The sequence below is a fragment of the Pseudogemmobacter lacusdianii genome (genome assembly GCF_030848395.1).
Taxonomy (GTDB): domain Bacteria; phylum Pseudomonadota; class Alphaproteobacteria; order Rhodobacterales; family Rhodobacteraceae; genus Pseudogemmobacter; species Pseudogemmobacter lacusdianii.
Genome location: NZ_JAVDBT010000002.1, coordinates 29,362 through 42,644 on the forward strand (window position 1 = coordinate 29,362; position 13,283 = coordinate 42,644).

Annotated in this window: 11 protein-coding genes; 4 read left to right on the forward strand and 7 right to left on the reverse strand. The window is 61.9% G+C overall.

Annotated features, from left to right (window positions below):
* Nucleotides 1-65 precede the first annotated feature (65 nt).
* The gene (radC, locus tag Q9295_RS01885) at nucleotides 66-830 is read left to right on the forward strand and encodes a RadC family protein (RefSeq protein ID WP_306678804.1); all 765 of its coding nucleotides are present in this window, start codon (nucleotides 66-68) and stop codon (nucleotides 828-830) included.
* Here radC and Q9295_RS01890 read toward each other — a convergent pair.
* The 3 genes from Q9295_RS01890 to secA all read right to left on the reverse strand — a co-directional run bounded on the left by Q9295_RS01890 (nucleotide 827) and on the right by secA (nucleotide 6,386).
* Complete coding sequence (locus tag Q9295_RS01890; RefSeq protein ID WP_306678805.1) at nucleotides 827-2,335, reverse strand: phosphate ABC transporter substrate-binding/OmpA family protein; 1,509 nt, start codon at nucleotides 2,333-2,335, stop codon at nucleotides 827-829. The two genes, radC and Q9295_RS01890, sit on opposite strands and share 4 nt — an antisense overlap.
* Before the next feature lie 38 nt (nucleotides 2,336-2,373).
* The gene (locus Q9295_RS01895; RefSeq protein ID WP_306678806.1) at nucleotides 2,374-3,441 is read right to left on the reverse strand and encodes a hypothetical protein; all 1,068 of its coding nucleotides are present in this window, start codon (nucleotides 3,439-3,441) and stop codon (nucleotides 2,374-2,376) included.
* 218 nt (nucleotides 3,442-3,659) lie between these two features.
* Nucleotides 3,660-6,386: a preprotein translocase subunit SecA gene (gene secA / locus Q9295_RS01900; protein WP_306678807.1), complete on the reverse strand. Its 2,727-nt coding sequence runs from the start codon at nucleotides 6,384-6,386 to the stop codon at nucleotides 3,660-3,662.
* 199 nt (nucleotides 6,387-6,585) lie between these two features.
* On the opposite strand from secA, the gene Q9295_RS01905 reads away from it, so the two are divergent.
* The 3 genes from Q9295_RS01905 (at nucleotide 6,586) to mutT (ending at nucleotide 9,342) form a co-directional block, all read left to right on the forward strand.
* Entirely contained in the window at nucleotides 6,586-7,428 is an 843-nt protein-coding gene (locus Q9295_RS01905; protein WP_306678808.1) for a peptidylprolyl isomerase, read from the forward strand.
* Nucleotides 7,429-7,458: 30 nt separating this feature from the next.
* Nucleotides 7,459-8,850, forward strand: coding sequence for a bifunctional glutamate N-acetyltransferase/amino-acid acetyltransferase ArgJ (gene argJ, locus Q9295_RS01910; RefSeq protein WP_306678809.1), 1,392 nt, complete (start codon nucleotides 7,459-7,461; stop codon nucleotides 8,848-8,850).
* Nucleotides 8,851-8,943: 93 nt separating this feature from the next.
* The gene (mutT, locus tag Q9295_RS01915; RefSeq protein WP_306678810.1) at nucleotides 8,944-9,342 is read left to right on the forward strand and encodes an 8-oxo-dGTP diphosphatase MutT; all 399 of its coding nucleotides are present in this window, start codon (nucleotides 8,944-8,946) and stop codon (nucleotides 9,340-9,342) included.
* Between the two features lie 131 nt (nucleotides 9,343-9,473).
* On the opposite strand, the gene Q9295_RS01920 is transcribed toward mutT, so the two are convergent.
* The 4 genes from Q9295_RS01920 to Q9295_RS01935 are packed head-to-tail and all read right to left on the reverse strand — an operon-like array spanning nucleotide 9,474 to nucleotide 13,224.
* A complete protein-coding gene (locus tag Q9295_RS01920; RefSeq protein WP_306678811.1) occupies nucleotides 9,474-10,484 on the reverse strand; it encodes a uroporphyrinogen decarboxylase family protein in 1,011 nt (336 codons plus the stop codon).
* Nucleotides 10,485-10,502: 18 nt separating this feature from the next.
* The gene (locus Q9295_RS01925; protein ID WP_306678812.1) at nucleotides 10,503-11,573 is read right to left on the reverse strand and encodes an ABC transporter ATP-binding protein; all 1,071 of its coding nucleotides are present in this window, start codon (nucleotides 11,571-11,573) and stop codon (nucleotides 10,503-10,505) included.
* Nucleotides 11,570-12,367 (reverse strand): ABC transporter permease, encoded by a 798-nt coding sequence (locus tag Q9295_RS01930; RefSeq protein WP_306678813.1) that lies wholly within the window; start codon nucleotides 12,365-12,367, stop codon nucleotides 11,570-11,572. Before Q9295_RS01930 ends, Q9295_RS01925 begins: the two co-directional genes overlap by 4 nt.
* Entirely contained in the window at nucleotides 12,364-13,224 is an 861-nt protein-coding gene (locus Q9295_RS01935; RefSeq protein WP_306678814.1) for an ABC transporter permease, read from the reverse strand. The genes Q9295_RS01930 and Q9295_RS01935 overlap by 4 nt, the downstream gene beginning before the upstream one ends.
* Between the last annotated feature and the right edge of the window lie 59 nt (nucleotides 13,225-13,283).

Sequence of the window (13,283 nt, forward strand, 5' to 3'; positions counted from 1 at the left end):
CCTCCTTCACATTTTTCGGTTTTCTTTAACCGTTTCTTCACCAGCTTTGCGCGATGATCCCCCGCATGACCGGGGGATTTTCAGACATCGGCCGCACGCTTTTCAACCTCAACGGGGATCCGGATGAGGCTGCCGCCGATCCCATTCCCGGCAAGCTTCCCAGCTATATCGCCGATCACCGCAAGCGCCTGCGCGAACGCTTCAGCACGGGCGGCGCCGCCGCCATGCCGGATTATGAGCTGTTGGAACTGCTCCTTTTCCGCAGCCTGCCCCGGCAAGACGTAAAGCCCCTCGCCCGGCTCTTGCTGGAAACCTTTGGCGACTTTAACCGCGTGGTGACCGCCGCGTCTGCCCGGCTGATGATGGTGAAAGGCGTGGGAGAGGCGACCGCGCAAGATCTTAAAATCCTTGAGGCAGCGGCCCAGCGGATGATGCGCGCCCGGGTAATCAACCAGCCCGTGCTTTCCAGCTGGGACGCGCTTTTGGACTATTGCCACACCGCCATGGCGCACCGCGAGACCGAACAGTTTCGCGTGCTCTACCTTGACCGCAAGAACGTGCTGATCGCGGATGAGGAACAGGCCCGCGGCACGGTGGATCATGTGCCGGTCTACCCGCGCGAGGTTGTGAAACGGGCGCTAGAGCTGAATGCCAGTGCGTTGATTTTGGTACATAATCACCCCTCGGGCGACCCCACCCCTTCGGATGCCGATATCTCGATGACCTGCCAAGTCCAAGACGCCGCCACCGCCCTTGGCATCGTGCTGCACGACCATCTGATCATCGGCCAATCCCGCGAGATCAGCTTTAAATCGCAAGGCTATCTTTAAAGCGGCTCGACCAATGCCGGGTCAGGCTTGCCGAAATCCGGCACCAACCACAGCTCCACCCGGCGGTTCAAATGCCGCCCCGCCGCCGTCTCGTCGCAAGCCATCGGCAGCGCCTCACCAAAGCCCTCGATACGCGGCAACTGGTCCTCACGCAGATCCGGTGCCGCCGCCCGCAAAGCATCCGCCACCCGCGCCGCCCGTTCCACCGACAGCGCCAAATTCGCCGCCGCCGCACCCGATCCGTCCGAGAACCCGGCCAACACCAGCGCCTCACCCGCAAACCCGCCCGAGGCGATCAACTGCGCCAGATCGGCGATATTCTCTTGGCTGGACGCCGTCAGCTGGGTCGAGCCATCCTGGAACCGGAAGGTCAGCGACAGCCGATCCGCCCCATCCATCACCCCCACCAGCCGCTTCAGATCACCAAGGCTCACATCCTCACCCGCGCCTTGGATGGCATTGATCAGCCGCAACCCGTCTTGCGTCATCGGCGCGCGCTCGGTGGCGCGATTGACGAACCCGGCCGAGGCCACCACCTCATCCGCCGCAGCACTGGCCAAAAAGTCCAAGAACTCCCGCGCCATAAGCGGCAATCGCCGCTTCGGCGTCACGAAGAACAAGGGCAATGCCAGCGGATAATCCTCGGCCTTCACCGCCATGGGACCGGGCAGTAGCGGAAAGCCGCAACTGTCGGTCAACGGCAGCAGCCGCGCCGGTCCCGCTTCGGCCCGCCCCGTGACCGCCAAGGCCCAAGGGTCTTTCGCCACGGCCGCGGCCAGCGCCGCCATATCGTCGTGCAACACCTGTGCCGCGATGGGCTGCCCCAGACGCGCCTCCAAAGCGCGGCCAAGGTCACTTTCGGGCTGCAAAGCATGCAGCACCAGCGGCATATCAGGCCCGCCCATCTGCGCCCAATTGACCGCCTGCCCCGACAAAGCCGCCGCCAGCTCGATGGTCGAGACCTCGGGCGTGGGATTGTCCGGCGCCATCACCGGCACCAATGCGTCCAAAGCCACAGCACGCGCATTCACCGCGCCTAGCCCCTGCGCCGTCAGCAGCAATTCGGCACTGCCTGCGGCCAAAGCCGCCTCAGCCTCATCCGGCCCCAAGGGCTGGAAACTGATCTCGGCCAGCAGCTTACCGCTCGCCGCTTCGCTCAACTCAGCGCTATAACCTTCGCCCTCGACCACCGTGTAGCGCAGGCCCCGGCTTGCCGCGAAGGCCTGAACCAGCCCCGGCATCAACCGCGCGCCCGCATCCGGGGCGCCGACCATGCGGATCACCGCCTTGGGCGCGGTCAGCTCTGGGCAAGCTGGCCCCTCGCAGATCACCCCTTGGGCATCAACGGTCAAAGCGCCATAGGCTGAATCGATGCGGTAAAACTCGCCATCAAAGGCCAAAAGCGTGCCGGTGATGACGATCTGTCCCTCACGCGCGACAAGCGCTACATCCTGCGCCGCGGCAGGCTGGGACGCCGCAATGAGCAGCGCAGCGACAGCCGCCACGCCTCCAGACCTCAACCGCATATGCCCCCGCCCGACCTTTACTCGACCGAAGCGAGTGTCATGTCCTGGCCCGGATTTTTCAACACCAGAATGTCGCCAATCGCATCGCAATCTGGCATCGCAAGGGTCAGCTCGTTGATGCTGAGTTGACCATCTTTCAGCTCCAACACCTCGCCCAAAAGCTCACGACCACAGCTCACCTCGGTCACATTGGCCTCGATGCTCAGATCGATCTTGCCCATCGAGGGCGCCGTATAGATTTCGGCGCGCATCGGCAGATCGAGGGTCGGATCCCCCAAAGCAACCAAGTAGCCGCCGTTGGCGGATGCGGGCGCGCCGCTCCAAACAGCCCCCGGCTCGCCATAATCGGCGCCGTTTTCAAGGGCATAGATCTGGAAGGCATCATCGGCGATCCATTGCACAGCAGTGCGATGCAGCATGGCAGCCGAGGGCACTTCGATGCTGGCATGCAGGGTTTCGGCATCGGCGAAAAGGATCGAGACTTGGGCGTCAGCCTGCAAAGCTGGCAAGTCCAAGATCAAATCGCCCTCAGCTGACAAGGCCTCGGCCACGGCCAAGCCCGCATGGCGCAGCACAACCCGCTCCCCTTGGCGGCAAGGTGCAGAAAGCGCCACCGCGATCATCGCTTGCGGCGCCGCACTCAGCGTCAGCGACGGCGTGCAGTCCTGCGGTCCGACGTCTGCAATCTCTGCAGCTGCAGGCGGCGCCTCTGGCGTCACAGCAGGCTCAGTCGCCCGAGCATCGGCAGGCAAGGGCCCCACCGCCACAGCTTCCGCAGGCTGAGGCAAAGCGGCCAAGATCGGCGCAGCGGCGGCTTCGGCCTCGGCCAGAGCAGGCGTCACAGGGATCGGCAGATCAGCGCCGGTCTCAGAGGCCTCCATTGCCACCTCAAGCGGCACCTCCAACACCGGTTGTGCCGCATCAACGGCTTCCGGACCGGCCGAGACACGCACAATCTCGGTGGGCTTGGCCGGGGCTACAGCGGCAAGCTTCTTGTCGTCTAGGCTTTGCACGAAATGCCCCGCCGAGACCGCGACCAAAAGCACAGCCCCGGCCCGCAGGATGGATTTCTGACGCTTTTTCACCTTTGCCCCCTAATTGAGCAAGTTTCCGCCCCAAGCCTTGCGCGCAATCGGGGCATTCCCGTGTCCAGTTTGCGGAATGATTCCCGCCAAAACGCCGCGCAAATGGCCCTCAAATGCCAAAAGACGCCAGAATATGGCGCCAAATCGGCAAAGTTTTAGGATTTGCGAAGGATGCGCAGCCCAGAGACGAATCGCTCTGGGCTGCGGAAAGTCGGCCCTTAGGCCAAACGACCGTGGCAGTGTTTGAACTTCTCGCCCGAACCGCAGGGGCAAAGATCGTTGCGTGCCGGCGCGCCCCAAGTCGAGGGATCTGCCTCATCGAAGCCGGCCAAAGCCGCGCCTTCGGCGGCGACAACCGGAGCCGCAGCTGCAGCCTCGGCCGGAGCTTGGGCCGGAAGATCGCCGGCCTCGATCTGACCTTGCGCGATCATCTGCGCCATCATCTGCTCTTGCTCTTCGCGGGTCAGCGGGCGGATCTTGCCCAGCTGCTCGGTCACCTGCACACGCAGCGACTCAAGCAAGGTCTCAAAAAGCTGGAAGGCTTCGGTCTTATACTCGTTCAGCGGGTCGCGCTGCGCGTAAGAGCGGAACCCGATCACCGAGCGCAGATGCTCAAGCCGCAGCAAGTGGTCACGCCATTTGCCATCGATCGACTGCAGCAAGACTTGCTTTTCGATGTTCTCCATCGTCGCCTGACCAAAGGCGGCGGTCTTCTCAACCATCGCCTTGTCCGAGGCTTCGATGATCCGTTCGGACATCGCCGCTTGGTCGACACCCTCTTCCGCGGCCCAGTCCTGCACCGGCAGGTCAAGGTTCAGCCGCTCGCGCGCGGTCTCACGCAGACCTTCAAGGTTCCACGCATCCGGATAGCTCTTCGGCGGCATGAATTCGTCAACCAGATCGTCGATAACTTGATGACGCATGTCATCGGCGATCTCGGTGACATTCTCGGCCTGCATGATCTCAAGCCGCTGGCTGAAGATCGCCTTACGCTGGTCGTTCATCACATCGTCAAACTTCAACAGCTGCTTGCGGATGTCGAAGTTGCGGCCTTCCACTTTGGCTTGGGCCTTCTCAAGCGATTTGTTCACCCAAGGATGGATGATTGCTTCGCCCTCTTTCATCCCCAGCGACGACAAGACCTTGTCCAACCGCTCAGAGCCAAAGATGCGCATCAGGTCATCTTCCAAGCTCAGGAAGAAGGCCGAGCGGCCGGGGTCGCCCTGACGGCCCGAACGGCCGCGCAGCTGGTTGTCGATGCGGCGGCTTTCGTGCCGCTCGGTGCCCAGAACAAACAGACCACCGGCCTGTTTGACCGCCTCTTCTTCATCCTTATGCGCCGCCTCAATCTGGGCGCGGATCTCGTCGGGGTTGGCCTCCGGGTTGGCGGCAATGGCCTCCATCACTTTAAACTCGACGTTGCCGCCCAGCTTAATATCGGTGCCGCGACCGGCCATATTGGTGGCGATCGTCACCGCGCCCAGCTTACCCGCATCGGCAACGATCTGCGCCTCTTGCTCATGCTGGCGTGCGTTCAAGACGTTATGCGCGATGCCAGCTTCGGTCAGGAAGGCCGAGAGCATTTCCGATTTCTCGATCGAGGTGGTGCCGACCAAGATCGGCTGGTGGCGCTCATGCGCCTCTTTGATCGACTTCAGGATGCCGTCGAACTTTTCTTTGGTGTTGCGATAGACCTTATCATGCTCGTCTTTGCGCTGCACGGTGCGGTTGGTCGGCACTTCGACCACGCCCAGACCATAGATCTGCATGAACTCTTCGGCCTCGGTGGCCGCGGTCCCGGTCATCCCGCCCAGCTTTTCATAAAGCCGGAAGTAGTTTTGGAAGGTCACGCTTGCCAAGGTCACGTTCTCGGCTTGGATCTTAACGCCTTCTTTGGCCTCGATCGCCTGATGCAGCCCGTCCGAGAGACGGCGCCCCTTCATCATCCGGCCGGTGAATTCGTCGATCAACACCACTTCGCCGTCGCGCACGATGTAGTGCTGGTCGGCGGCGTAAAGCTTATGCGCGCGCAAAGCCTGATTGATGTGATGCACAATCGTGGTCGATTCCGGCGCGAACAGGTTCTGCCCCTCGGGCAGCACACCGGCTTCAAGCAAAAGCTTCTCGATCGAGTCGTTGCCCTCGTCGGTGAAAGTCACCTGACGCTGCTTCTCGTCCAGCTTGTAATCGCTGTCCGACAGACTTGGGATCAGCCGATCCACCGCGGTATAAAGCTCGCTGCGGTCCTGCGCCGGGCCCGAGATGATCAGCGGTGTCCGCGCCTCATCGACCAAGATCGAGTCGACCTCGTCCACGATGGCAAAGTGATGCCCGCGCTGCGCCATCTCATCGATAGAGGCTTTCATATTGTCGCGCAGATAGTCGAAGCCCAACTCGTTGTTGGTGGCATAGGTGATGTCGCAGCGATAAGCCGCGCGCTTCTCCGCCTCGCCTTGGAAGGGCACCACAACGCCGGTGGTCAGACCAAGCTGGCCGTAAACCTTGCTCATCCATTCTGCGTCACGGCGGGCCAGATAGTCGTTCACCGTGACGACATGCACGCCCTTGCCGGTCAGCGCATTCAGATAGGCCGGGAAGGTGGCCACAAGGGTCTTGCCCTCACCCGTGCGCATCTCGGCGATATTGCCCTGATGCAAGAAGATCCCGCCCATCAGCTGCACATCAAAGGCGCGCAGACCCAAAGCCCGACGTGCGGCTTCACGGCAATTTGCGAATGCTTCGGGCAAAATCGCGTCAAGCGACTCGCCCTGCTCTTGCACGCGTTTTTGGAATTCGCGGGTCTTTTCGATCAGACCCTCATCCGAGAGCGCTTGAAACTGGGTCTCAAGTGCGTTGATCTTCGCCACGAGCGGTCGGACCGACTTGACCTTGCGGTCATTCTGCGATCCGAAAACCTTGCGTGCAAGCGTTGCAAGTCCCAGCATAATCTCTCCGATTGCGGCCAATTCTCGTCATCACGAGGACTTGGTCTTGCCCGGCCTTTGAGCCTTCCCTAGAAGGACCAAGAGGCACGGACCGGCCAAGCCTACTCGCGACCGTTCTCCGCGACTGAAGCGATCTAAGGGGCTGGTTTGGGATAGTCAACGCCGCGAGAACGCGCGGCAGCATCAGGAGTAGGTGAAGATGGCGAAAATGACAGGTTTCTACGCCGCTGCGGCGATGATGGTCGCGCTTTCCGGCCCGGTTTTCGCTGAAGGCGAAACTGCGGCTACGGTGATCGCCACGGTGAATGGCACCGAAATCACCCTTGGTCAGATGATCGCCCTGCGCGAGAACCTGCCGCCGCAATATCTCGATCTGCCCGATGACGTGCTCTACAACGGCCTTCTCGAGCAGCTCGTGCAGCAAGAAGTTCTGGCCCAAGCCCATACCGAACTTTCGGCCCGCGACACCGCCAATGTCGACAACTCGCGCCGCGCCTATCTTTCCGGTGTTGTGATCGAAGATGTCGTCACCTCCTCGGTCACGGATGAGGCGTTGCAAGCCGCCTATGACGCGCGCTTCAAAGATGCCGCCCCGCAGCAAGAATATAACGCCGCGCATATTCTGGTGGACGATGAAGAAAAGGCCAAAGAGCTGAAATCGCAAATCGAAGGCGGTGCCGATTTCGCGGAACTGGCCAAAGCCAATTCCACCGACACCGGCTCGGGCGCGCAAGGCGGGGATCTGGGTTGGTTCGGCCTTGGCATGATGGTCAAGCCCTTCGAGGATGCCGTCGTTGCCGCCACCCCGGGTAAGGTGACCGATCCGGTGAAATCCGATTTCGGCTGGCACATCGTCTTGGTGAAAGAGACCCGCACCGCCGCTCAGCCCACGCTCGACGAGATGCGCGAAGAGCTGGCGGTCGAGATCGAGAACAAAGCCGTCGAAGCCAAAATCACCGCTCTGACCGATGCCGCCAAGATCGAGCGTCCCGGTGCAGCCTTTGATCCGGCCGTGGCGAAGAAAACCGAGCTGATCGACTGATCGGCAACCAAAACAGCGGAGGGCGGCGAGATGAGCAAGACCAAGTGGAAGGCGGAAGCCAAAGCCTTGAAGCGGAAAGTGCGTAAATTGCGTGAAAATATCAGCGCAGCCGCAGGCCCCGTGGCCGAAGCGGTGTCCGATGCCGTCACCGGCGCGGTGACCGATGTGGTCAAAGCGGCGAAAAAGGCCGTCAAGCCCGTCTCGCCACTCGCCCCCGCCGCCTTCCCGGCCCTGCCGTTGATCGCCGGGGCCGAGTTTGCCGCCATCGGCGCAGGCGTCAAATATCTCGACCGCAAGGACGTGATGTTGGTGCGCCTTGCCCCCGGCACCGTGATGGCTGGCGCCTTCACCAAATCCACCACCCGCTCGGGCTGCGTGCGCGACTGCCAAACCAAGCTTGCGACCAAGGTCCCCGCCGGGGCCGGCGCCGCCATCGTGGTGAACTCGGGCAATTCCAACGCCTTCACCGGCAAAGTCGGCGATGAGGCCGTGGCCGCCGTCACTGGCGCCGTGGCCGAAGCGCTCGCCCTGCCCGCCTCGCGCGTCTTCTCCTCCTCGACCGGCGTGATCGGTGAGCCTTTGCAGCATGGCAAGATCACCGCCGTCGTGCCCGCTTTGGCCGCCGATCTCACCGAGACCGGCATCCAGATGGCCGCCGAGGCGATCATGACCACCGACACTTTCCCCAAAGGCGCCGCCGCCACGATCGAGGGCGAAGGGGGCAAGATCCACATCTCCGGCATCGCCAAAGGCTCGGGCATGATCGCGCCCGATATGGCAACGATGCTGGTCTATATCTTCACCGATGCAAAAATCTCGGCCAGCAATCTGCAAAAGATGGTCGACCGCAACCTGAACGGCAGTTTCAACTCGATCACCGTCGACAGCGACACCTCGACCTCCGACACGCTTTTGATCGCCGCCACCGGCCAAAGCCCGGCGGCAGAGTTGAAAGGCCCCAGCCTCAAAGCCTTTGAGACCGCGCTTGCGGGCGTGATGCGCGACCTTGCCTTGCAAGTGGTGCGCGACGGCGAAGGTGCGACCAAACTCGTGGAGGTGAAGGTCACCGGCGCTGCCTCGGATGAGGACGCCGCCAAAGTCGCCTTCGCCATCGCCAATTCGCCCTTGGTCAAAACTGCCGTCGCGGGCGAAGACCCGAACTGGGGCCGCATCGTCATGGCCGTCGGCAAATCCGGCGCCAATGCCGAGCGCGACCGCCTCACCATCCGCTTTGGCGATATCATCGTGGCCAAAAACGGCTGGCGCGCGCCCTCTTACTCCGAAGAGGCCGGGGCGACTTACATGAAGCAAGCCGAGCTCACCATCGGCGTCGATCTCGGCCTTGGCCGCGCCAAGCGCTCGGTCTGGACCTGCGATCTCACCAATCGCTACATCGAGATCAACGCCGACTACCGCTCGTAACAGACACTCCCAACCCGTTCATTTTCTGTCTGATAAATATCCCGGGGGTCCGGGGGCAGCGCCCCCGGCCTCCCCATATCTAAAGGCGCCACAATGAAGATCCTCCTCGTCTCCGCCGTGGCGCTGATCGATGCCGATGGCCGCGTGCTTCTTGCGCAACGCCCCGAAGGCAAATCCCTCGCCGGACTTTGGGAATTTCCCGGCGGCAAGGTCGATCCCGGCGAGACGCCAGAAGCCGCGCTGATCCGCGAGCTGCAAGAAGAGCTTGGCATCGACACTTGGAAAAGCTGCCTCGCGCCGCTCACCTTCGCCAGCCACAGCTACGAGGATTTCCACCTTCTGATGCCGCTCTTCGCCTGCCGCCGCTGGGAGGGGATCCCGCAGCCGCGCGAGGGCCAGAAACTCGCTTGGGTCGCGCCCGATAAGCTCCGCGATTACCCCATGCCACCTGCGGATCTGCCGCTGATCCCAATCTTGCGCGATTGGCTCTAGCGCATTGTCAGCCCGGCCTCACAGATGCATCGAATAAAGAAGGGCCGCCCTCAGCTGCGGCCCTTTTGCTTATCTGAACATCCGCCGCGCCGCGGATCACGCCGCGCGGCAATAGCCCTTAGCCGCTCACCTTAGCCAAGCCCGCGGATCTTCTCGGCCAAACGCGCCAGAACCGGCGCTTCCACATCGGCCGGCACCGCGCAGGTCGGCCCCAAGACCAGACGGCGCCCGCCCGTGGCTTGCCACGCCGCCTCGGCCTCGCGCGCAAGCTCAGCCTCATCGCGGGCAGCAAAGGCCGAGACACTCAGCCCCGACCACAGCACCTTATCGGTCAGTTGCGCCGCCTCTCCCAACGCCGGATTGCGGCCCGAGGTGCTGTCGTAGCTGATGATCTGCACCGGCTGCTCGGCAGCAATCTGCAGATGCGTATGCGCGCGGCAAGCGTGGATGATGTTGAGCCAAGCCCCCTCCGCGATTGCGGCCTCGAACACCCGGCGCTCATAGGGCGCGGCCCAGTCGCGGTATTGATCCGGCGTGAGCTGATCGGCATCCCAAGCCGTGGTCGTGATGAAGACACCATCGCCGCCCGCCCGCACCAAAGCCCGAGCATAGGCCTCAAGGCTGCGGGTGACGACCTCAAGCCCGTGGCGCACCGCCTCGGGCATCTCTTGCATATCCGCCTTCAGCCGATCGGTCTCGCCCGCGGTCTTGCGCTGCGCGCCGCGCAGGCGGGTCAGCACGGTCAGAGGGGAAAAGATCGTATGGACGCAAGGCGTATCCGCTCCCACTTCGGCCTTCAGCAATCTTGCCGCGGCGACATGATCCCCCAAAGGCCCGGTGGCAGGGTCGAGCTCGGCCAGTCGCAGATAATCCTCGCGCGATTTGACCACATGGTCAGTCATCACCGGGCCTTGCACATCGTCATAGACATGCGCGCAGCCCCAAGCCTCGCCGTAATAGGTGGCGCGGGACTGCACTTTGATAAAGTCCCAATTCCCGGCGCGGTTAAATTCCACCAGCCGGGCGGCCAGTGAAACCGGGTCTTGCTCGGCCGCATGCTTGTGCTGAAAGAAGCTGGCGACGGGGGCGGTGACGCGCTCTCCGGCCAAAAGGGCCTGAATGCGCTCTTTCTTCAGTGACATAAGGGGGGTGGTCCTTTCTTAAGCTGCAAGCACGATGCCGTCAGCATCCTGCCAGCCCAGCCAAACCGAACTGTCGCCAGCTTCGATGCGGCGCTCTTCGGGGTTAAAATCCATCTCGATCCGCCGGCCAAATGCATCGGCGAAAAGCGCCGTCGATTTGGCGCCCTTGTACGACAGCGACTGCAGCCGCGCCTCGATCGCATTGCCCTGAGGCCGCTCGGTCGCCAGCGCAACTTTTTCGGGACGCACGGCGACAACCACCGCGTCCCCGGCCTTCAGCGGGGCAGAGCCCAGCCGTGCGCTCAGCGTGCCGCCCGCCACCTCGACCCGCCCAATGCCCGCCGAGGCCTCTTGCAACCGCCCTTCAAAGAAGTTGCTCTTGCCAATGAACGAGGCGACGAAGCGGCTTTGGGGATCGCGATAAAGTTCAACCGGCGCGCCTTGTTGCTCGATCCGGCCTTTGTTCATCACCACCACCACATCCGACATGGTCAGCGCCTCTTCTTGGTCATGGGTGACGAAGACAAAGGCCTTTCCGGTCGCGCGCTGCAGGGATTTCAGCTCATGCTGCATCTCTTCGCGCAGCTTGGCATCCAGCGCGCCCAAGGGTTCATCCAGCAACAAAAGCGCCGGGTCGCGCGCCAAGGCCCGCGCCAAAGCCACCCGCTGACGCTGACCTCCCGAAAGCATCGCCGGCAACCGCTGCGCCATATCGGGAAGGCGCACAAGCTGCATCAACTCATCCACGCGCTGGCGAATAACATCGCGCGGCGCGCCTTTGCGCTTCAGCCCAAAGGCAATGTTCTCAGCCACCGTCATATGCGGGAACAGCGCATAATCTTGGAACACCAGATTGGTATCGCGGTGGTTCGGCGCAACATGGGTCACGTCTTTGCCCGCCAAAAGCACCTGCCCTGCGGCTGGGGTCTCAAACCCGCCGATCATCCGCAGCGTCGTGGATTTGCCGCAACCCGAGGGCCCCAAAAGCGTGACGAACGCCCCCTCAGGGATCGCCAAATTCAAACGGTCAATCACCGTCACATCGCCATATCGGGCGGTGATGTCGCGCAAAACGCAGATATCGGTCATTTGCGGGCTCCAATCCGGCGCAGCGTGCGTTCACCGACAAAGCCCATCGAAAGCGTGACGAGCAGCACAATGCTGGCGATCGCGTTGATCTGAGGAGAGATTCCGGTCGACATACGCTCGAAGACCAGAATGGGCAGGGTCGGCTCGAACCCACCAAGGAAGAAGGATCGGTTGAAGTCATCCATGCTCAGCAAAAGCCCAAAAAGGCTGGCGCCGATCAGCGAGGGCTTCAAGAACGGCAGCGTGATCAGGCAAAAAGCGGTGATCGGGCTGGCACCAAGATCTTTCGCGGCCTCGGTCTGCGATTTTGGCAGATGGGACAGACGTGCCAGCACCATAAGCGAGACAAAAGGCACCGCATGGACCGTATGGGCCATGATGATCGCCGGCACGCCTAGCTCTAGTCCGATGTCGAAGGCGAAAATCCGCAGCGAAATCGCCGAGATGATGCCCGGCGCCGCCAGCGGAATGCACAAGATGACAAAGGCCACAGCCTTGGCCAGCCCTTGCAACCGCTCAAGCGCGACAGCGGCCCAAGTGCCCACGACCAAAGCGATCAGCGTCGAGACGGCCGCGACGAAAGCGGTGGTCGCCACCGCCCCCAAAATCGCCGGATCGGCCAGTGCCGCCCCATACCAATCCAGAGTCAAACCTTTGATCGGAAAGCCTAAAAACTCAGAATTCTTGAAGCTCATCAAGATCATCACGAAGATCGGGAGCACCAAGAAGGCTACGAAAAGCATGTAATAGGCCTGCAGCAGCCAGCTGCCGACCCATGCAAAACTGCGGGTCATCTTGCCCTTCCTTTGCGCCGCTGGATCACCAGCATCATCAGCGCCGCGATCGTCAAAGAGGCCGTCAGCAGCAAGACCGAAAACGCAGATCCGACGGGCCATTGTGACCCAGCGGTGTGAAAGAAGGTGCCGATGGTCTCCGAGAACATGCTCGTCCCCGGTCCTCCCAAGAGCGCGGGCACCGAATAGGTGCCGACATTGGCCAAAAACACCAACGCGCAGCCCGTTGCCACCCCCTCGCGCGAGAGCGGCAGAATGATGTCAAAGAACCGGCTCACCGGACCCGCGCCAAGGTCGCGCCCCGCCTCTAGAAGATTATCAGGGATCTTCTCGATCGCGGCATAGATCGGCATCAGCATGTAAAGCGCGGACAGATGGATGATCCCGGTCGACAGCGAGAAATAGCCGTAAAGCATCCGCAACGGCCGTTCTAGAATGCCCAAGTTCAGCAAAACCCAGTTGACGGCACCGCGGTTGCCAAAGGTTACGGTGATCGAGAAAATCCGAATGATCTCACCCACCCAGAACGGGGCAAATAGGATCATCAGATAGGTCAGCTTGCGCTCAGCCCGCACGCCCTTGGCCAGAAAGAACGCCAGCGGATAGGTCAGCACCAACAGCAAAAGCGTGGCGCTGAACGAAAAGACCAAAGTGCGCAACATCGGCACGATGTAGACATCATTGGCAAAGAAGGCCGTGTAATTGGCCAGTGTTGCCACCTCGGCACTGCCGGGCAAAGGCGGAAAACTCTCTAGAAAACTGATGCGCAGCATCGCCAGCATCGGGCCAAGATGCAAAAGCAGGATCCAAAATGCCGGAAACGCAAGCAATGCGATCCTGGCCGGCTGGGTGTTCATAAGCGTCTTCCGCAAAAAGAAAGCCCGCCCGGCCCTATGCAGGCCGGACGGGATTGGGA

Coding starts and splice junctions, on each gene's coding strand:
- radC (WP_306678804.1), top strand. CDS start 66: ATGACCGGGGGATTTTCAGACATCGGCCGCACGCTTTTCAACCTCAAC.
- Q9295_RS01920 (WP_306678811.1), bottom strand. CDS start 10,484: ATGTCACTGAAGAAAGAGCGCATTCAGGCCCTTTTGGCCGGAGAGCGC.
- Q9295_RS01935 (WP_306678814.1), bottom strand. CDS start 13,224: ATGAACACCCAGCCGGCCAGGATCGCATTGCTTGCGTTTCCGGCATTT.
- Q9295_RS01930 (WP_306678813.1), bottom strand. CDS start 12,367: ATGACCCGCAGTTTTGCATGGGTCGGCAGCTGGCTGCTGCAGGCCTAT.
- mutT (WP_306678810.1), top strand. CDS start 8,944: ATGAAGATCCTCCTCGTCTCCGCCGTGGCGCTGATCGATGCCGATGGC.
- secA (WP_306678807.1), bottom strand. CDS start 6,386: ATGCTGGGACTTGCAACGCTTGCACGCAAGGTTTTCGGATCGCAGAAT.
- Q9295_RS01925 (WP_306678812.1), bottom strand. CDS start 11,573: ATGACCGATATCTGCGTTTTGCGCGACATCACCGCCCGATATGGCGAT.
- argJ (WP_306678809.1), top strand. CDS start 7,459: ATGAGCAAGACCAAGTGGAAGGCGGAAGCCAAAGCCTTGAAGCGGAAA.
- Q9295_RS01905 (WP_306678808.1), top strand. CDS start 6,586: ATGGCGAAAATGACAGGTTTCTACGCCGCTGCGGCGATGATGGTCGCG.